Source organism: Streptomyces sp. NPDC017979, from assembly GCF_044328175.1.
In the GTDB taxonomy this organism is placed as follows: domain Bacteria; phylum Actinomycetota; class Actinomycetes; order Streptomycetales; family Streptomycetaceae; genus Streptomyces.
The window spans coordinates 260483-279540 of sequence record NZ_JBIRGU010000007.1 but is presented as its reverse complement, the minus strand read 5'-3'; the positions used below and the strand labels follow the sequence as shown (position 1 = coordinate 279540).

At 72.1% G+C, this 19058-nt stretch carries 16 protein-coding genes; 9 read left to right on the top strand and 7 right to left on the bottom strand.

The window, feature by feature from the left end:
- Window positions 1-11 precede the first annotated feature (11 nt).
- On the bottom strand, window positions 12-3290 hold the full coding sequence (locus ACH4E8_RS20740; protein ID WP_398450205.1) for a S8 family peptidase: 3279 nt from the start codon (window positions 3288-3290) through the stop codon (window positions 12-14).
- 155 nt (window positions 3291-3445) lie between these two features.
- Window positions 3446-3874: a redox-sensitive transcriptional activator SoxR gene (soxR, locus tag ACH4E8_RS20735; protein ID WP_398450203.1), complete on the bottom strand. Its 429-nt coding sequence runs from the start codon at window positions 3872-3874 to the stop codon at window positions 3446-3448.
- Between the two features lie 73 nt (window positions 3875-3947).
- On the opposite strand from soxR, the gene ACH4E8_RS20730 reads away from it, so the two are divergent.
- From ACH4E8_RS20730 to ACH4E8_RS20720, 3 genes are all read left to right on the top strand, one after another.
- Window positions 3948-5414: an MFS transporter gene (locus ACH4E8_RS20730; protein ID WP_398450201.1), complete on the top strand. Its 1467-nt coding sequence runs from the start codon at window positions 3948-3950 to the stop codon at window positions 5412-5414.
- A 120-nt stretch (window positions 5415-5534) separates the two neighbouring features.
- The gene (locus tag ACH4E8_RS20725) at window positions 5535-6716 is read left to right on the top strand and encodes a DUF418 domain-containing protein (RefSeq protein ID WP_398450199.1); all 1182 of its coding nucleotides are present in this window, start codon (window positions 5535-5537) and stop codon (window positions 6714-6716) included.
- A 35-nt stretch (window positions 6717-6751) separates the two neighbouring features.
- The gene (locus ACH4E8_RS20720; RefSeq protein WP_398450197.1) at window positions 6752-7093 is read left to right on the top strand and encodes a glyoxalase superfamily protein; all 342 of its coding nucleotides are present in this window, start codon (window positions 6752-6754) and stop codon (window positions 7091-7093) included.
- Window positions 7094-7129: 36 nt separating this feature from the next.
- Here the strand turns inward: ACH4E8_RS20720 and nadE are convergent, their stop codons facing one another.
- The gene (nadE, locus tag ACH4E8_RS20715) at window positions 7130-7960 is read right to left on the bottom strand and encodes an ammonia-dependent NAD(+) synthetase (protein WP_398450195.1); all 831 of its coding nucleotides are present in this window, start codon (window positions 7958-7960) and stop codon (window positions 7130-7132) included.
- A 347-nt stretch (window positions 7961-8307) separates the two neighbouring features.
- Between nadE and ACH4E8_RS20710 the strand changes: the two genes are divergently transcribed.
- The 5 genes from ACH4E8_RS20710 (at window position 8308) to ACH4E8_RS20690 (ending at window position 11523) form a co-directional block, all read left to right on the top strand.
- Entirely contained in the window at window positions 8308-8556 is a 249-nt protein-coding gene (locus ACH4E8_RS20710; RefSeq protein WP_398450321.1) for a hypothetical protein, read from the top strand.
- Window positions 8557-8687: 131 nt separating this feature from the next.
- The gene (locus ACH4E8_RS20705) at window positions 8688-9251 is read left to right on the top strand and encodes a GNAT family N-acetyltransferase (RefSeq protein ID WP_398450193.1); all 564 of its coding nucleotides are present in this window, start codon (window positions 8688-8690) and stop codon (window positions 9249-9251) included.
- A 67-nt stretch (window positions 9252-9318) separates the two neighbouring features.
- A complete protein-coding gene (locus ACH4E8_RS20700) occupies window positions 9319-9768 on the top strand; it encodes a hypothetical protein (RefSeq protein WP_398450191.1) in 450 nt (149 codons plus the stop codon).
- Between the two features lie 361 nt (window positions 9769-10129).
- On the top strand, window positions 10130-10708 hold the full coding sequence (locus tag ACH4E8_RS20695) for a hypothetical protein (RefSeq protein ID WP_398450190.1): 579 nt from the start codon (window positions 10130-10132) through the stop codon (window positions 10706-10708).
- 341 nt (window positions 10709-11049) lie between these two features.
- On the top strand, window positions 11050-11523 hold the full coding sequence (locus tag ACH4E8_RS20690; RefSeq protein WP_398450188.1) for a hypothetical protein: 474 nt from the start codon (window positions 11050-11052) through the stop codon (window positions 11521-11523).
- A 94-nt stretch (window positions 11524-11617) separates the two neighbouring features.
- Here the strand turns inward: ACH4E8_RS20690 and ACH4E8_RS20685 are convergent, their stop codons facing one another.
- On the bottom strand, window positions 11618-12610 hold the full coding sequence (locus ACH4E8_RS20685) for a helix-turn-helix domain-containing protein (protein ID WP_398450186.1): 993 nt from the start codon (window positions 12608-12610) through the stop codon (window positions 11618-11620).
- A gap of 487 nt (window positions 12611-13097) precedes the next feature.
- On the bottom strand, window positions 13098-13988 hold the full coding sequence (locus ACH4E8_RS20680; RefSeq protein WP_398450184.1) for an NAD(P)-dependent oxidoreductase: 891 nt from the start codon (window positions 13986-13988) through the stop codon (window positions 13098-13100).
- A 179-nt stretch (window positions 13989-14167) separates the two neighbouring features.
- Here ACH4E8_RS20680 and ACH4E8_RS20675 point away from each other — a divergent pair, with 179 nt between their 5' ends.
- The gene (locus tag ACH4E8_RS20675) at window positions 14168-14644 is read left to right on the top strand and encodes a hypothetical protein (protein WP_398450182.1); all 477 of its coding nucleotides are present in this window, start codon (window positions 14168-14170) and stop codon (window positions 14642-14644) included.
- A 96-nt stretch (window positions 14645-14740) separates the two neighbouring features.
- Here the strand turns inward: ACH4E8_RS20675 and ACH4E8_RS20670 are convergent, their stop codons facing one another.
- Together ACH4E8_RS20670 and ACH4E8_RS20665 are read right to left on the bottom strand one after the other, a co-directional pair.
- Window positions 14741-16066, bottom strand: coding sequence for an SWF or SNF family helicase (locus ACH4E8_RS20670; RefSeq protein ID WP_398450181.1), 1326 nt, complete (start codon window positions 16064-16066; stop codon window positions 14741-14743).
- The gene (locus tag ACH4E8_RS20665; protein ID WP_398450179.1) at window positions 16063-19008 is read right to left on the bottom strand and encodes a DEAD/DEAH box helicase; all 2946 of its coding nucleotides are present in this window, start codon (window positions 19006-19008) and stop codon (window positions 16063-16065) included. Before ACH4E8_RS20665 ends, ACH4E8_RS20670 begins: the two co-directional genes overlap by 4 nt.
- Between the last annotated feature and the right edge of the window lie 50 nt (window positions 19009-19058).

The following is a 19058-nucleotide window of genomic DNA, read 5'->3' as shown; positions in this document are numbered from 1 at the left end:
CGGCCCGCGGTTCAGCGGCCCCGGTAGGCGTTGTGGATCGTCTGGTTCAGCTTGTTCCCGTCCACGTCCTCGGCGACGGCCTGGAAGGCGATGCCCTGCCCGGCCGCCGGGTTGGTGACGGTGACCGCGCCCTTGACCACGGGCACGTCGGTCCACGTCCGGCCGTCATCCAGGCTGGTGCGCACCGTGAGCGACTTGAGGCGCTTGCCCGCTGCGGAGCCCTCCACCACCACCGGGACCTTCATGACGGCACCGGCCGGCGCGGTCGAGTCCAGGGCGAGTTCGGGCTCGAAGCGCACCGCCGACACCGGCAGGTCGACCGGAGCGGTGGTGCGCTGCGAGGTGAAGGTCCACTCGGCGCTGACCCTGGTCGAGACCGCGGTGTTCTGGTTGTGGGTCTCCGTCACGCTGAGCCGGTACTCCGCCTTGTCCGCCGGAACCGTGAAATTGTTCCAGCACATGGAAGTCGTGGCCTGGTGGATCTTGACCCCGTTGCGGTGCACAGCGATCGCATGGGTGTCGGCGTCCAACTCCCCCCAACGGGCACGGCCGTCCGCGTACATCGGCAGACAGCCGTAGATCGCGTCGCCGTTCCGGGTGATCTTTCCGGAGCCGTCCGGCGGGTCCGCGAGCTCCCAACCTGCGACGGCCGGTCCGAAGACCCCCACCCCCAGCCGGACCGTCGTGGCCCGTCCGGCGGCGTAGCGCTGGTAGCCGGTGGTGAAGTACGGACTGGAGCCCGCCGGGCGCCGTTCGTACATCGCCAGGTGCCAGCGCACCCCGGCGGTGTTGACGTGCATGGTCGCCTTGCCCGGTAGCGGAACGGTCGCCGCGGTCCTCCCGAAGGTACTCCACCCGTTGTCGAACCGGGCCGTGACCTCCAAGGCGCCGGTGCCGCCCGCGACGGGGCTGCCCAGCTCCGTCGTGATCGTCGCCAGTTCGCTCTTCTTGAAGTCCTTCTCGAAGCCAGTGGGAAGCGTGCGGCCCTTCACGAGGTGGGCCAATTGGTAGCTCTCCTTGAGCCCTTTGGTCCAGACGCTGTTGAAGCCCTGGCCGGTGACGCCCCGGGGGAGCGGCGGGCCCATGTGCCCGATGCGGTAGGCGTTGAAGGTTTCGCTGACCCAGTTGTCCCGGAATTCCTTGCCGTCGACGTCCGCGTACGTCAGCAGCGACGCCACGTCGCTCTTGGCCGTGGGGTCGGGGACGGTGATCCGGATCGGTTCGGTGATCCGGGCGTCCACGGTCACCGTGGTGTCCCGGTCGACGTTCAGGTACGGCTGGTTGACCACGTCCGTCCGCTGCTCGGCCTGGTTCCACATGAAGGAGGTGAGGAAGTAGCTCCCCGCGGGCACGCGCATCGTGTAGGTGTGGGGGAAGCGGTACGGGTCGAGATCGTAGGTCTTGTCGCGCCCCAGGCCGGTCAGTCCCGCCAGCAGCGTGACGAACTCCGGCGCGGGCTGCCCGTCCCGTCCGATGTGCTTGACGGTCAGGGCGTACGACTCGATCTCCCGGTCCACCGACCCGATCGAGCGGATCGTCTGGCCGCCGCCCGTCGCCGTCAGCGCGGCGGTGTACAGCCCGTCGACGGTGCCCGCGCGGGTGTCGGCGGTGACGTCGACCGATGCCGTGCCCCCGGCCGGAACGGTGACCCGGTCGCCGGAGAGCCGGAAGAACCCGTTCGGTGCGGGCTTCCCGTCCGGCCCGGCGCCGGTGACCTGCAACGCGAGCGTGATCGGTGTGGTGCCGGTGTTGCGGTAGGTCATCTTCTTCGTCACCGGCACGTCGTCGTGCCGGGGCCATTCCTGCCGGCCGAAGGAGAGGGTCGGGCTCTCCGCGAGTACGGTCCGGGCTAGCGCGGCGGAGACGTCGATCCGCCCGTGGCCCTGCTGGAAGACCGACCACCGCCCGGGCTTCGCCGAGCCGGCGAGGGCGCCCTTCAACGCCTCGGCCCGCCACGTGGGGTGCTTCTGCTTGAGGGCCGCCGCCGCACCGGCCGCGTGCGGCGTCGCCATCGACGTACCGGACTTGGGCACGTGGCCGCCTCCGGGCGCGGCGGCCACGATGCCCACTCCCGGTGCGGTGACGTCCGGCTTCATCCCCGAGTCCGAGACGGTCGGGCCGACCCCGGAGAACCGCGCGATGTCGTCGAACTCGTCGACCGCGCCAACGGTCAGAGCCGCATCTGCACTGCCGGGCGAGGTCACGCCCTCCTTGCCGGAGTTGCCCGCGGCGACGGCGAAGAGGACGCCCGTCGTCGCTGTGAGCCGGTTGACTGCCTCCTCCATCGGGTCGAGTCCCGGCCTGTCCATCGAACCGATGCTCATGTTCACGACGTCGGCGCCCTGGGCCACGGCCCACTCCATGCCGGCGAGGATCTGCGAGGCAGTGCCGCTGCCGCCGTCGTCGAGCACCTTGGCGTCGATGACCCCGGCCCCGTGCGCGATGCCCTTGTTGCGCCCCTGGGACGCCGCGCCCGTGCCGGCGGCGATGGAGGCGACGTGGGTGCCGTGACCGTTGCGGTCGACCGCGTCCGGCGATGACGAGAAGTTGCGCTCCGCGATCTGCCTGCCCACCAGATCGGGGTGGGTTTCGTCCACCCCGGTGTCCAGGACGGCGATCTTCACGCCCCGGCCGTCGTACCCCGCCTGCCACGCGGCGGGCGCACCGATCTGCGCGGCGCTGCGCTCCAGCGACGCGCGGTACTTGGCGTCCAGCCAGACCTTTTCCACGTCCGGCGTGGACGTGCGGTCCGTCTTTGCGCCCGAGCCCGCGTCCGTGAGCGCGTCCCACATCCTCGCCGCACCGGCGGCGTCCTTCACCCGTACCGCCTGCGCGTTGAGCACGGGCAGGTCGCGCTTGACCCCGGCGGCTCCGGCGGCCTTCGCCACAGCCTTCCGCGGGGCGCTTGCCGCTCCCTTGTACCGCACGATCAGGCCGAGCCCGCCGGGTGTCCGGTACTCGGGCCGGGACAGCTCCGTGACGTCGAAGAGCTGATCGTCCAACCGGCCTTCGGAGATGAGTCGTTGGGCGTCCAACGGGATGGCCAGGGTCCGGTCGCCGCGCCGGGTGACGTGGATGGGGATGCCCTTGCGGCCGGGCCCCCGCTCGATCCGGACCACCTGGCCGGAGCCGTCCGCGACCACGGTGTCACCGGTGATCAAGGCGACCTCGGTGGTGCGTCCTTCGGTCGTCGGCCGGGCGGATTGCCGCGCCGTGGCGCCGGTGCGGTCCTCGGCCGTGGCCGCGACGCCCGGGGCGGTGAACCCGGCCGCCGTGGTCGCCGCGGCCATTGCTAACGCGACGAGTGCTCTTGTTCCGTTTCTTCCGTGCTGCAACACGCCTCCAAAGGAGAGTGGAGATGAGGAAGTCGGTCTCTTTGAAGGAGCGCTCGGCGGGCTCGGCGGGTTCCCCTACGCCCCGGTGATAACGGAGCCGCTGCGGGGGCTCACTCGTCCGGGATCAGCCGGCGCGGACCCGCTCCCTGGGCCGCCAACTCGTCCCCCGGATTGAGCACCCGGCACCGCTGCAACGACAGACAGCCGCAGCCGATGCAGCCGGTCAGCTCCCGCTCCAGGCGCTCGATCTCCCGGCGGCGCGCCGCCAAGTGCGCAGCCCACTGCCGGGAGATCCGCTCCCAGTCGCGCTTGCTCGGCATCCGGTGCTCCGGCAGCGTCGCGAAGACCTCCGCGAGCTCCGCCAGCGGGATGCCCAGCCGCTTGGCGGTCAGTACCAGCGAGAGCCGGCGCAGCACATGGCGCCGGTAGCGGCGCTGGTTGCCCGCGGTGCGCTCCGCCGAGATCAACCCCTGGGCCTCGTAGAAGCGCACCGCGGAGGTCGCGACCCCGGCCCGGCGCGCGACCTCGCCCACGGTCATCAGATCACTCGGCGCACGGCCCACAACGGTCCCCTTGACTTCAAGTGAGGTTGAAGTTTTAGCGTAGCGTGCCGTGACTGCATCATCCATGCCGGGAACCACTTCCGTACCTGATCAGGGCGCATCCACCAGCCCACCGCCGACGTCCGCGGCCCCCTCGGGCGGCTGGTCCGAACTGCTCTCGCGGCAGTACCTGGCGACCGTGCTGGTACTCGCCGGAGGCGTCGCGCTCTACGCCATGAACCTGTACTTCACGGCCGCGCTCATGCCCTCGATCGTTTCCGACATCGGCGGTGCCCGGTACTACGCCTGGGTCGCCACCGGCTTCCTGATGGCGGCGGTCATCGCCTCGATGCTGGTCAGCAGGTGTCTGGCGAGCCTGGGTGCCGCACGGGCGTACGTCGTCGGCTTCCTCGTCTTCGGTGCTGGCGCGGTGCTCAACTCCCTGAGCCCCTCGATGGAGTTCCTGATCCTCGGGCGGGTCGTCCAGGGCCTCGGCGGCGGACTGCTCGCGGGCCTCGGGTACGCGGTGATCCGCGGCGCGCTGCCCGACCGGTTGTGGGCCCGGGCCGCCGGCCTGATCTCCGCGATGTGGGGCGTGGGCACCCTCGTCGGGCCGGCGCTCGGCGGCCTCTTCGCCCAACTCGGGGCGTGGCGCTGGGCGTACGCGCTGCTGCTGGTGGCCGCACTGCTCCTCGCCCTCCTCGCACACGGCGCGCTGCCCCGCCACAGCGGTACGGGCCAGGGCGGGACCCCGGTCCCGCTGGCCTCGCTCGCCCTGCTCACCCTCGCCGCCGCGGCCTTCGGCGTCAGCTCCGCGGTCCCGCGGGGCTGGGCGACCGGCGCGAGCATCGCGGTCGGCGCCCTGCTGCTGGCGGGCTTCGTCCAGGTGGAGCGGCGCGGCGCCACGACCGTCCTGCCGACCCTGGCCTACCGGCGCGGCAACCCGCTGAAGTGGGTCTATCTCACCGTTGCCGTGCTGTGCGCCGGCGTGATGGCCGAGACCTTCATCCCGCTCTTCGGACAGGAGCTCGGCGGCCTCACCCCGCTCGCTGCCGGACTGCTCGGGGCCGCGCTGTCCGTCGGCTGGGTGGTCGCCCAGCTCTTCAGCGTCGGACTCGCGACGCCGGCGGCGCGCAGCCGGGCCGTCCGCACCGGCCCCGTCCTGCTCACAGCGGGACTCGTCGCCCACGGGCTGCTCCAGACTCCGTCCGCGTCGGCCGCACTGGTGGCGGTCTGGGCCGTGCTGCTGTTCGTGGCCGGTACCGGCATCGGACTCGCCTTCCCCCATCTGAGCGTGGCGGCGATGCGCAGCAGCACCGACGAGAGCGAGGGCAGCAAGGCGGCAGCAGCCCTCAACACCACCCAGCTGATCGCCTACGCCGTGTGCTCCGCGCTCGCCGGCACGCTCGTCAGCCTCGGCGGTGACTCCATGCTCGACTCCGCCCGCTACATGACGCTGGGCATAGCCGCCATCACCGCACTGGGGCTGCTCACCGCGGTGCGCACGGGCAACGACGGCGCGCGCACGGACTCGTAGCAGCTCGCCCCTCGTCCTCGCGGAGGGCGAGGGGCGCACCCTTCGATGCATCTTTCTGTGTACTCGAACGTCGTCCCCCGTCATGACGAACGGCGCGAGGAGCGCTTGGACGATGAAGGGGTGACTCAGACCCTGCCCCAGACGCCCCGCCCGCACCCGGGCCGCTCGCCCGGCCGGCTGCCGCTGCTCGACGTGTTGCGCGGCGCCGCGATCCTCGGCACGTTGATGACCAACGTCTGGATCTTCGCGAGCCCTGGTGCGGAGTGGAGCGTCCTCGCGGGCACCTCGGGGACGCCGTCCTTCGCCACCTTCCCCGACGCCGTCGCCACCGTGCTGCGGCTGCTGGCCAACGGCAAGTTCCTGGCCCTGCTGACGGTGCTCTTCGGGGTGGGGCTGGCCATCCAGTACGCGTCCGCGGCCCGCCGCGGCGAGCCCTGGCCCGGCCGCTACCGATGGCGGGCGCTGTTCCTCTTCGCCGAGGGCACCGTGCACTTCCTGCTGGTCTTCGCCTGGGACGTCCTGATGGGGTACGCCGTCACCGCGCTGCTCGTCGCCTGGCTGCTGACCCGCTCCGAACGCGCCCGGAACCGGGTCCTGTGGTGGGCGGCCGGTGTGCACCTGGCCTTCATGGCGGTGCTGACCGCCGCCCTGGCTGCGGCGGGGGAGGCGGAAGCGACCCTCTCCGAGGAGGTGCGGGACCTGTACGCACACGGCAGCTACGGAGAGCAGATCGCCTTCCGATGGGAGAACGCCCTGGCCCTGCGGCTGGAGCCGCTGATGACCTTCCCCCTGCTCGTCTGCCTCTTCCTGCTGGGCGTACGGCTCTTCCGGGCCGGCGCCTTCGGCGACGACGCGACCGGACGGCGCATCCGGGCGCGGCTGCTGGTGTGGGGGCTCGGCATCGGGCTGCCGCTGAGCGTCGGCGCCTCGCTCGTCGGGTCCGATTTGGTCCTGTTGGACCGCTACGTCGGCGGCCCGCTGACCGCACTCGGCTACGTCGGTCTGATCGGGGTGCTGGTCGACCGCCTCAAGCGGTTCGGTCCGCTGACGAACGGACTGAGCGCCGTCGGCCGCACCGCGCTGTCCGGCTACGTCCTCCAGAACGTGCTGTGCATGCTGGTGGCGTACGGCATCGGGCTCGGGCTGGCCGAACGGCTCGGGGACGACTGGCACCCCTGGTGGGTGATCGGCCTGTGGGCGACGGTGTGCGCCGTGCTGATGGTCGGCTCGACGTGGTGGCTGCGGCGCTTCACCGCCGGCCCGCTGGAGTCCGTGCAGCGCTGGGCCCTGCGCCGCCGCTGACCGGGACCGTCACAGGGGCGGTGCAGGATGGGCCCATGAGCGAAGAAGTGATTCCGATCCTGCGGGTGGCGGACGCCGGCGCCGCCGCCGAGTGGTACGCGCGCCTGCGGTTCGCCCGCGAGTGGGAACACCGCTTCGAGCCGGGGTTCCCGCTGTTCCTCGCGGTGGCCCGGGGCCCAGTGCGGCTCTTCCTCTCGGAGCACGAGGGCGACGCCCGCCCGGACACCCTGATCCACCTCAAGGTGGCCGACCTCGACGTCGTCGCCGCCGAGTTCGGGGTCCAGCCGCAGGACCAGCCCTGGGGGCGGGAGTTGGAGCTGACCGACCCCGACGGGAACCGCATCAGGATCAGCCCCGTCGAGGACGGCGAAGGCTGACCGGCGGACGCGCCGGCCGGGCGGGCGCGTGCCCGGTCAGGGCGCGATCGGGAGCTGCCGCTTGTGCTCGGTGAGCCGGTAGCGCCGGACGATCGCGGCGTGGGCGGCCTCGTCGACCGGCCGGCCTTCGAGGAAGTCGTCGATGTGGTCGTAGGTGACGCCGAGCGCCTCCTCGTCCGGCTTGCCCGGGCTCAGCGTCTCCAGGTCCGCGGTCGGGACCTTGCCCACCAGTTCGTCCGGCGCGCCCAGGGCCTGCGCCACGGCGCGCACCCGCCGCTTGGTGAGCCCGGTGAGCGGTACGACGTCGGCCGCGCCGTCGCCGAACTTGGTGAAGAAGCCGGAGACGGCCTCGGCCGCGTGGTCGGTGCCCACCACCAGGCCGTCGTGCGCGCCGGCGACCGCGTACTGGGCGATCATGCGCTGGCGCGCCTTGATGTTGCCGTGCACGAAGTCCTGGTGGTGCGCGTCGCGGAAGGCGGTGCCGCCGGCCAGCGCAGCCTCCAGCGCGGCGTCGCTCGCCGGTCGGACGTCGACGGTCAGCACCCGGTCGGCACGGATGAACTCCAGCGCGAGCTGTGCGTCCTTCTCGTCCGCCTGCACGCCGTAGGGCAGTCGCATGGCGAAGAACGTCGCTTCCCCGCCGGTCGCCCGGACCCGGTCGACCGCGAGCTGGCACAGCCGGCCCGCGGTGGTGGAGTCCACGCCGCCGCTGATGCCGAGCACGAGGGAGCGCAGCCCCGCCGCGGTCAGCCGGTCGGCGAGGAAGGCCACCCGGCGCTCGATCTCCTGCCGCGCGTCGAAGGACGGGCTCACCTGGAGGTCCCGTGCGATGTCCCGCTGTAGGGACGTGGGCGCCAGCTCGGTCACGGTTGCTCCTCGGTCGTACGCGTGGGCGGCGACGGCGCGTGCCGTCGGAGGGCCGCCACGGGGTGTGCAGGGGACGGAAGCACTCTAAAGGAGCAGAGCCGACCGCCCGCCCGCGGTGCTCCGAAAATCGGACACCGTCGGTAATCAGCCATGATCATTCGGTTCCCTCCAGGCACTTTACTTGCCCTTGACCCGGTGGCAAGCTGTCGCTCACCTCGGCCCCCCACAGGAGAAACCTTCTCAACACCCGTTGTTCAACGGGGAGTTGGCTCCTGGGCTGATTTCATCGGAATCGTCAAACCTGAATCGGAGTGCGAATGAACCGTCGTGCCCGCTGTGCGGCTTTTGTGGCGACTTTGGCGGCTGGTGTTGCGCTGACCCTGTCGAGCGGCACCGCCCACGCCCAGGAGCAGCAGCAGCCCGCCCCCACCTCCGGGGGCCTGATCAACATCAACGGTCCGCTGATCTACAACACCGGGGACATCGACCTGCTGGAAGACGTCTTCGAGCACATCAGCATCCCGATCTTCGGGCAGGCCGTGCACCAGATGTACGACTGGGCCAAGTTCGAGGGTGGGCTCTTCGGCAACAAGTAGCGGCCGAGGCGCTGTCGGCGGGCCGCTGCGCGCAGCGGCCCGCCGACCCGTCCCGTTTTCCCCGCGCGACGGCCGACCGGCGGGCCGAAATCGCCTGGACGGCCCCGGCCGCCTCTTGATCGGATGGCGTCATGACATCCTTTTGGACCGGCGAGCTGGTCCGGCTGCGCGGCGTCGAGCCGGAGGACTGGGCCGACTTCATGCGCTTCGACGAGCACTCCGGCCATCAGCGGACCGGGGACGCCCTGCATCCGCCGCGCTCCGCCGAGGGCTACCGCGCCTGGGCGAAGGAGGCGGCGACGGCGGGCCCGGACGGGGACGCGTTCCGGCTGGCCATCGAAGCCGTCTCGACGGGGGAGTTGGTCGGCACCCTCAACACTCACGAGACCGACGCGCGCGCCGGCCGCTTCGCCTACGGCATCGCGATCGGCGCTGCGCACCACCGCAAGGGCTACGCGAGCGAGGCCGCGGTGCTGCTGATGCGCTTCATGTTCGCCGAGCGGCGCTACCACAAGTGCGAAGCGCAGGTCTATGCGTACAACGAGGCGTCGTTGGCGCTCCACCGCAGGTTGGGGTTTGTGGAGGAAGGGCGGCTGCGGGACTACGAGTTCTTGGCCGGCCGCTACTGTGACGTGATCATGATGGGCATCCTCGCCGACGAGTTCGCCGCCCGGCACTCGCTGGGCGAGCGGTGACCGTCCGGCGCGCGGATCGCCCGTCGACCGGGCTCCGCGACGCCCCGAGCGCTGAAGGAAGACGGTCGTGAACAAGGGCCCGGTGTACCCGCTGCGGTTCACCGACGACGAGGGGATCGTCCACACCCTCGACCACCCCGATGAGATCGGGTACGACCTGGAGTTCATCGACGACTTCGACCTCCACGGTCAGTGCGAGGACGCCGACGGTGACCGGGTGCGCGTGGTGGTGTGGGCCCTGGAACTGCTGCTGTTGCAGACCGTGCCCGACGACTACGACGTCGCCCGCGTCACCGTCGTCGAATCGCCCCGCCCCGACGGCACCACCGAGTGGACGGAGTCCTTCGCCGGCCGCGCGCTGCGGTCGGTGCTCCGTGGGGCGGACGGAAGCGTGCGCGCCGTGCCGGGACACTGGCGGGAGGCCGACCCCGCCGAAGTGCCCCACGGCAGGGTCGACGCGCTGACGGCCCGCGACTTCAACACCCTCTGGATGAAGGCGCGCGGCGCCAAGCGCTGAACCGTGCCGTCCGCCCGTCCGCCCGTCCGCCCGTCCGCCCGTCCGCCCGGCTCGCTCCGGGCGCCGCGGCGTGGCGCAAGGTGCTCGCCCCGCTGACACCCGAGCAGCGCCGGACGTTCGTCGACACGCTCCTCGCCCACGAGGCCCCAGTGGCCGAGGAACAGCGGGGCTGACCGCACGTCAACCCGCGTCGCTGCGACTCAGCACGACGAGTCACGCGGTGATAGTGCCCGCCGTGCCCAGCCGGGTACTTGAGTACGAGCACGGATGCCGTCGGGCCCCCGTGACGACAAGGTGGGGACGCGCAGGGGCACCGCCCGTGCGTGCGCGGAACCAACTCGACCTTCTGGAGGCATGTCTCATGCGATGGTTAGGAAAGAGCGCGACGGCCCTGGCGCTGGCCGGCGCCACACTGGTGGGCTCGGCGGGGGCCGCCTGGGCCTCCTGCGGTCAGGTGGACGCAAAGGCCGCGTCGGTATCGGCGTGTGCCACAGGTTGGGGCAGCGGCACCAAGTCGGCCACCGAATCGGTCGCCGAGCCGCTGAAGAACATCAGAACCGGCCAGCACGCGTGCTACGACCGGATCGTCTTCGACGTCACCGGCGCGCCCGGCAAGGTCGGCTATCACGTCGGCTACGTGGACGCCTTCCACCAGGACGGCACGGGCGACCTGATCCCCGTCGCCGGCGGTGCGATCCTCCAGCTCTACGTCAACGCCCCGAGCTACAACCCGACGACCGGCCAGGCCGTCTACCCCGGCACGCCGGGACAGAACCTGCCGGGGGTGAACATCACCGGCTACCGGACCTTCAAGGACACCAAGTTCGGCGCGAGCTTCGAGGGCCAGACACAGGTGGGCCTCGGTCTGCGCGCCAAACTGCCGTTCCGGGTCCAGCAGTCGGGCGACCAGGTGATCGTGGACGTCGCGCACGCCTGGTAGCGCACACGGCGCAGCAGGTGCCCGCGGTGATCGACGGTTCGCCGCCGCGGGCACCTCGGGCGTGCCTGACGGACCTGGCTGGGCTCGCGTGCCCCGGTGCCGTACCTCCCCTCCGTAGCCCTTCGGGCAAGGGAGGGACATCCAGCGTTGTCGTCAGTCGTCAGCCCTCCCGCCCTGCGGGCACGGGTGGAGGTGCCCCACGCGGAGCGGAGGGACATCGAGGGCAGGCGCGCGGAACGCCAACTATCCGTGCACGCATCGCGGCATCACCCTTCCCGCGCCCTTGTAGGTTCGCCGTCGTACGAAGCGCACGGCGACAGAGCGAGAAGGGAAGCGAGGACATGAAGTTCAAGAAGACGGCTGTGACCCTGTCAGCGTTCGCCATGGCGGTGGGCGCGACGGTGGCGACCGCCGGCCCCGTCGCGGCTGCGGAGACCGGCACCTGGAGGGCCTACGGCAACACCAATCCGATCACTTCCAGCTCCAGCAAGTGGGCGTGCGCTCGTACCGTGCAGGTCACGACCGGAGTGGCCGCACAGGTCTGCGCGATCAGGTCGGCACATGGGACGGGGAGCAGTGTGCAGGCGGCAGTGATCGTGCGCAACGATCGATCCGGCCTCTACCGTGCGGAGGCGACCGCAACCTTGTGGAGGAGCGTCGCCACCGTTCGGCTCGGCACCTGGAACTGTTCCCTGTCGGGGGTCGCGGCGGACTCCTGGTCAGTGTGCTTCGGCCGGACCTTGACGAACAGCAATTCGGTGGACGCGACGGGGTCACTCAACACCAAACTCCTCGGCAACTCGCCGAGCGTCTGAACCGCAGCTCGCCGAGGCGGCGTGTCCCGGACTGGTCGGCCGCTCCTCCGCCGTCGGATCGGCCGACCGGTCCGACGGCGGAGGCCGCCTCCTCTCAGGTTCCCGGTTCGTCCCCGGCCACCCTCCCGGTCCGGGCCAGCCGCCGGTACTCCCGGGGTGAGATGCGGTAGGCGGCCCGGAACGCCCGACTGAAGCCGTCCGGTCGGCGAAAGCCCCAGCGTGCGGCGATCTCGTGGACCGGGCGGTGTGCTTGGCCGGGGTCGGCGAGATCGGCGCGGCAGCGTTCGAGGCGTCGTCGGGTGATGGAGGCGGCAACGGCCTCGCCGCGTGGCTGGAAGAGGGCGTGCAGAGTTCGGACGGAGATGTGGTGTCGGGCGGCGATCACCCCGGGGGTCAGGTCCTGGTCGCCGAGGCGGAGGTCGATGAAGGCGTCGATCCGCCGGAGGGCGACTTCTTTGGACGTGTCGGGCGGTACGTGGTCCACCAGGTCGAGTTGTTGGGCGAGTGCTCCGGTGACGAGGTCGAGCGTCGTACGCGCGAGCAGTTCCCGTCCCGTCGGGGAGCCCTCGTCCGCGTGATTGCGGAGCGACCCGAGGAACTCGCGGAGCACCGCGGCGACACCGGTTGTGGTGGTGAGCCGGCTTCCCAGCGCTGCGTCGAGTCGGTTCGCGGGCAGGAGCATCCGGTCGCGGGGGATGTGGAGGACCGTCATCCGTGTCTGGCCGGAGGCGGAGGACCGGGCGACGTAGGGGTGGGAGGTGTCCCACAGGACCACGTCCCCGGCCTCCATCCGGCTGTCCGTTCGACGTTGCGAGACGGTTTTCGCTCCCTGGGTGACCAGCCCCAAGAGATAGTGCTCGGGATCTCCCCGGCGGATCAGTTTCGGTGTGCGCCAGGCGTAGTGCCCCGAGTTGGAGTGGAAGGACATCTCCAGGCAGCCCAGGCTCAGCGTGCCGGCCCGGGCGGTGAAGGTGGTGCGGTCGGTGATCGCGAGCCGGTGCGGTGCGACGGTTTGGGAGACGACGTGGTGGAACCACTCCGCGCGGTCACCCGTAGGCATCCCGTCCGTGGACATCCACGCCCACATGGCCACTCCTGTCGTCGACTGCCGCGGCGGTACGGCCGGACCTTCACGATCAGGCCCGGGCCGGTTCGGTCGACGCGATCGTAGGGCCGGCCGCGACCTCACTGGAACCGGTCCATCGGACAGAACGAGGTCGCTTCCGTGCGGACGTCCAGGCCCACCACGTCCGGGCCGTCCGCTTTCAGCTTGGCGCTCGCAGGATCCGCCCCGCCGTCCGCCGCTCCCAGCGTGACGAAGCCCAATGACGTGCTCGACGTCCGGCAGCGGACCTGGGCATCCCGAAGACCCGACGGACCGGACGGGCGAGGTGAGCGCGGGTGTTCCTGAACCTCCGACGGACCGGGCCGGCGCGAGTCGGTCCGAGGTGGTGGGTTTCTCCCACGAGTGGCGGAAGTCCGTGGTGAGCGGACGGGCGAGCCGGAGCCGGGTGTGAGCGACCGCAGCCGGCCGACATCGACGACCGCACCCGAGCCCGCGCCGGACGAACAGATCAAGTCAACGGCTCCGACCGCACCCGCCGCACCACGAGCGGAGAGTTCCACCGCTCAAGCCCGGCGGCGGTGAGTTCGTCGAGTTCCGCACTGGCGCGGTCCAACAACTCCGTGGAGACCCCCGCCTCCTTCGCCGCGGCGAGCTTGTTGTCGAGGGCCGCGCGGTGGATGTCGAGCCCCTGGGTGATCTGCGGAGCCGTACCGCTGCCGCGGTGCGCGTCGATCTCGGCCGCGAAGGCGGGCATGATCCGGCACATGCTGTTCAGCCAGGGCACCAGGTGCTCCGTGACCCCGGCGGCACTGCCGCCCCGGCGGGAGACCGCGAGGGCGACCGCGTGGTGGAAGCCGTCGTACATCATGTCCGTCGCGGTCAGCAGCGCGAGGTCGTACAGCGCGGCCAGCCCCACGTCCGCACCGAGGTAGTGCGGGACGCCCAGGACCTCCAGGGCCGCCCGGTGCTCGGTGAAGACGCCCTCCTCGCCGCTGTAGAGGACGAACGCCTCCGCGGTGGCGATCGTCGCGGGGATCGCCATGATCCCGCCGTCCAGATACCCGGCGCCGTGCTCGCCCGCCCACCGGGCGCAGTCGACCGCCTGCTCCGGGGATCCGTTCGTCAGATTGACCAGCGTCCGGGCCCGCAGCGCACCGGCCGCGGGTTCCAGCACGTTCCGAACGGCGTCGTAGTCCAGCAGACAGACCAGGACGAGGGAGCCGGCGCGCACCGCTTCCTCGGCCGACGCGGCTCGGACGGCGCCGCGTTCCACCAGGGCGTCGGCCCGTGCCTGCGTACGGTTCCAGACCGTCACCTCCCACCCCCGGTCCAGCAGGGCTGACGCGAGGGCCCGACCCATGTCCCCGAGGCCGATCACACTCACGCGTCCTTCGCTCACCACTACACACTCCTGTCGCACACGTTCCTTCGTTGTCACCCACCACCCTCACCTCGGGGTGAACACCGGACAAGTACGCACAACAAAGTGGGTTACTCACCTTCTGGTTGGTGCAGCGGGCGCCCGAGGAGCTTCGGGAGACGTCGCATTGCCCCGTCGAAGATCATCGGCGTGGCACGATGTGCGCCATGTCAGGTCAGGTGTGGGTGTCCCTCATATCGGTCGCGGGCGTCGTCCTCGGCGGCGTGCTCTCCTACCTCGTCCAGCACCGCACGCAACTCTCCGCCGAACGGGCAGAGGAACTGCGGCACAGGAGCGCCCTCTCGGAAACCCGGCGGGGCGAACGGCTCACACTGCTGGAACGGTTCATCGAGGTGTCGGCCGAGGCCGAGCGCTGTGCCTACACCCGGCCGTCCACCTGGGAGGACACCGACGACTGGTACCTCACGACACGGGACGTGATGTACCGGTTCTGGGTCGCGGACCGGCTGGTGCGCGTGCAGTTCCCGCCGTTCGTGCACGAAGCGGCGCACGCGCACTTCCTCGACCTCAACCTGACCGTGTGGCACGGGCTGCCGGACGGCGAGAGCGTCCGGGACCACCTGGAGGAGCGCCGGTCCGCCTTCCTCGACGCGGCCCGCGAGGTCATGGGGTAGCGCGGACTGCGCGGTCTGCGGAAGACGGCCCGGGCAGCGGGCACACCAGGTGCCGCGCCGCCCGGGCCGTCCGTCAGCCGGGTCCCCTTCAGCCGATCAGCCGCTCGTGGTGCTGAGGACGCCGGCCACCGCCGCTGCCGGGTCGAGGTCCCCGGGACCGGCCGGGCACCAGCGCGACCGCTCCTTGCGGTACGGCCACCAGCGCCCGTCCGGCCCGTACCGCACCTGCGCCTCGGCGCCGACCACGGTCCAGCGCCCCGGACCCGCCGCACGCAGCGCGGGCCGCTCCGCCGCCTCCCACGCTGCGGCCAACGCCGCGGACGCCCGCTGGAGGTCCTCGGGTCCAGGCGTCCAGTCGTCACCGAGGACCGCGAGCGCCGTCGGACCGCCGGCCCGCCACGCCCGTACGGCCAGGTCCAACTCGGCCCGGGAGCGGCCGGTGCCGGTGGCGAGCCGGGCCGCGATCACCGGGCCGGGCACGGCCGCGGCCAGCCGCACCGCGTCCTGGTCGCGCGTCAGCTCGGGCTCGACCGGGTGCGCCCCGTGCCCCACGGACAGCGCCTCCGCCAGCATCCGGTGCGCCCGTACGGCCGCGTCGGCGGCGAGGAACTCCAACGCGTCCGGATCGACCCCGGACACCGGCTCGGACTCGGTGTCCAGCGACGGCGGCAGCCCCGGCTCGTCGGGCACCGGCGGCGGAGACGGCAGCGGCGGCAGGATGTCGCGCGCCGCGAACGCCTCGGTGGCCGACACCCCCGACGGGCCCGCTCCCGCGTCCGTCTCGGCCCCGGAGTCGTCCGCACCACCGCCCGCCTCCGCGGACGCCCGCGCCACGCTGCGCGCCTGGAGCTCGTCCAACAGCCGCCGCTCGCCCCGTCCCCGCATCAGCAGCAGGACGAAGGGGTCCTGGTCCAGCAGCCGGGCCACCTCGTAGGCGAGGGCCGCAGCGTGCGGACACAGGTCCCAGGCGCCGCAGTCGCACTCGGGTTCCAGGTCCCCGATGCCGGGCAGCAGGTCCACCCCGGCCGTCGCCGCGTCCTCGACCAGGTGCGGCGGCATCTCCCGGTCGAGCAGGGCCGCGATGTGCCCCGCCCGGTCGACCGCCATGTCCAAGAAGCGGTCCCAGGCGTCGTCCGTCAACTCCTGCAACAGCACGTCGCTGCGCTGCCTGGTGCCGTCCCGGTCGCGGACCACCGCGGTGATCCGCCCCGGTCGCACCGACACGGCGCCGACCCCGCCCTCACGGGCCTGCTTGCGCCCCTTCTTCAACTGCACCGAGTCGAGTGCGGTGTCCTCCAGCGCCTTGAGCCAGGACCTGCCCCACCAACTGCTCGCGAAGCCGCGGCCCCTGACCGGCGGCAGCGCGTCGAAGGTCTTCTCCTCGCCGTCCGCAGCGCCGTCGTACGCGTCGTGCCCGCTCATCGCGCCGTCCCCCCTCGCAACTCCACCAGGTCCGCCAACTCGGCGTCCGTCAGTTCCGTCAGCGCCGACTCGCCCGAGCCGAGCACCGCATCCGCCAACTCCCGCTTGCGGGCCAGCATGTCGGCGATCCGGTCCTCGATCGTGCCCTCCGCGATGAGCCGGTGGACCTGCACCGGCTGCGTCTGGCCGATGCGGTACGCACGGTCGGTGGCCTGCGACTCCACCGCCGGGTTCCACCAGCGGTCGTAGTGCACCACGTGCTCGGCCCGGGTCAGGTTGAGCCCGGTGCCCGCCGCCTTCAGGGAGAGCAGGAACACCGGCGCCTCGCCCCGCTGGAACCGGTCCACCATCACCTCGCGCTGCGCCACCGGGGTGCCGCCGTGCAGCAGTTGGGTGCGCACCCCGCGGACCGCGAGGTGCCGCTCCAACAGCCGCGCCATCTGCACGTACTGGGTGAACACCAGCACGCTCGCGCCCTCGGCGAGGATCGTGTCGAGCAGTTCGTCCAGCAGCTCCAGCTTGCCGGAGCGCCCCGGGATCGTCGGCTGCTCCTCCTTCAGGTACTGCGCCGGGTGGTTGCAGATCTGCTTGAGGGCGGTGAGCAGCTTGACCACCAGGCCGCGCCGCTCCATGCCGCCGACCTCCGAGATCGCGGCCAGCGTCTCGCGCACCACCGCCTCGTACAGCCCGGTCTGCTCCGGGGTGAGCGCCACGGCCCGGTCGGTCTCCGTCTTCGGCGGCAGCTCCGGCGCGATGCCGGGGTCGGACTTGCGCCGGCGCAGCAGGAACGGGCGCACCAGCGCCCCGAGGCGCTGGGCCGCTGCCGGGTCGGAGCCGCCCTCCACGGCCTGCGCGTAACGGGTGCGGAAGGTGCCGAGCCGGCCGAGGAGGCCCGGGGTGGTCCAGTCGAGGATCGCCCACAGCTCGGTCAGGTTGTTCTCCACCGGCGTGCCGGTCAGGGCGACCCGGGCCCTCGCCCCGATCGTCCGCAGCCGGCGCGCCGTCGCCGAGTACGGGTTCTTGACGTGCTGCGCCTCGTCCGCGACGACCATGCCCCAGGGCACCTCGCCCAGCCGGTCGGCGTCGAGCCGCATCGTGCCGTACGTGGTGAGCACGAACCCGCCGGCAGCGCCGACGCCGTCCAGGTCGCGCAGGGCGCCGTGGAAGCGGCGCACCGGGGTGCCCGGCGCGAACTTGGCGATCTCCCGCTGCCAGTTGCCCATCAGGGAGGCGGGGCAGACCACCAGCGTGGGGCCGGCGGCGGCCGGGTCGCCCTGCCGGTGGAGGTGGAGCGAGATGAGCGTGATGGTCTTGCCGAGGCCCATGTCGTCGGCGAGGCAGCCGCCGAGGCCGAGCGAGGTCATCCGGTGCAGCCAGTTCAAACCGCGCAGCTGGTAGTCGCGCAGGGTCGCCGCGAGCGCTGCGGGCGCTTCGACCTCCTGGACCCCGCCCTCCGGGTCGGCGAGCCGGTCCCGCAGCCGGGCCACCCACCCCGACGCGTCGACGTCCACCCGCCGGCCGTCGACCTCGGCGGAGCCGGTCAGCACGGCGCCCAGCGCGTCCACCGGAGTCACCTTCCGGTCCTGGCTCGACCGGGCGCGCCGCAACTCCTCCGGGTCGACCAGCACCCACTGGTCGCGCAGCCGCACCAGGGGCCGGTTGGCCTCGGCCAGCCGCTCCAACTCCTCGCGCGTCAACTGGTTCCCGCCCAGCGTGAAGCGCCAGTTGAAGGTGAGCAGCGCATCGGCGGAGAGGAACGACGGCAGACCGGAGTCGCCGAAGTCACCCCGCGGTCCGTCGACGGACTCCGGGGGCCCGATGACGGCGCGCGCGGTCAGCCGGTGCGCCATCTCCCGCGGCCAGTGCACCTGCACCCCGCAGGCCGACAGCGCGCGGGCGGCGTCACCGAGCAGTTCGGCGACGTCCTCGTCCGCGAGGTCGATCGTGTCGGGGACGGCCGCGTGCAGCAGCGGGGTGAGCGGGCTCCAGGCGCGGGCCGCCCGGCGCAGCGCGAGCAGCGCGTCCATCCGGGCGCGCGGGCCGAAGGGGGCGGCGGAGCCGTGCGCGCCGTGGGTCTGCGGCAAGCCGCCGGACCACACGTCCGCCGCGTCCTTGACCACCCCGGGGTCGCTCACGCTGTGCATCTGGAGGACGGCCCGGAACCCGGGCTCGGGCGCGTCCGCCTCCGTGGCCGCACCGGTGAGTTCAATGCGCAGAGACAGACGTACGCCTCCATCGTGACCTGCGGCGATGTCCGCGGCCCAGGCGCGCGCCTGCGGCAGGTGCTGGGGGGCGTCCCCGGCGTACGCCGGCGCGTCGGTGACGGTGGTGGCCGCGGGCGTACGGGGCAGGACGTCGGCGACCGCGTCGAGGAAGGCCCGCACCAGCGCCTCCGGCTCGGGCAGCAGCAGGTCGTCCGGGTCCGTCGGCTCCGGCGCGGTGTCGGGGACCGCGTGGGCGGTCGGAGGTATCGACGCGGTGAGCGTACGCAGGTGCTCCAGGTCCGCAGGGGTCAGCGGGCCGATCCGCCAGGCGTCGTGATCGCCCCGGCTGAGCCCGGGCAGCACGAGCCCGCGGGCGACGAGGTGGAGGGCGAGGAGCGCGGCGCCGCCCCAGAAGGCGGCCGACGCCGAGGCTTCGGCGCTGCTGCGGATCCGGGTGAGCCACGGCAGGGCGTCCCGCACGGGGAGCGACAGCGCGGGCACCGTCCACGGCCGGACGTCGTCCCCGACCACGGTCAACGGCGCGACGGAGCCGGCCGGGCAGGTCGGCGGGGCGCCGCCGTCCGGCCGCCAGAAGGCGAGGCGGCCGGTGCGGGCCGGATCGCCCGGCAGGAAGGTGACGTGGCAGGCGGCGAGAGCAGTCAGCAGGGCAACTCCGGAAGAAGGGGCGAGGCGGGGTCCGTCGGCCGGCGAGGGTGTTGCCGCGGAAGGTCTTAGCACGGTGATGACCAGATTCCTCAAATTTGACTACTGGGGTGCTCAAGGAATCG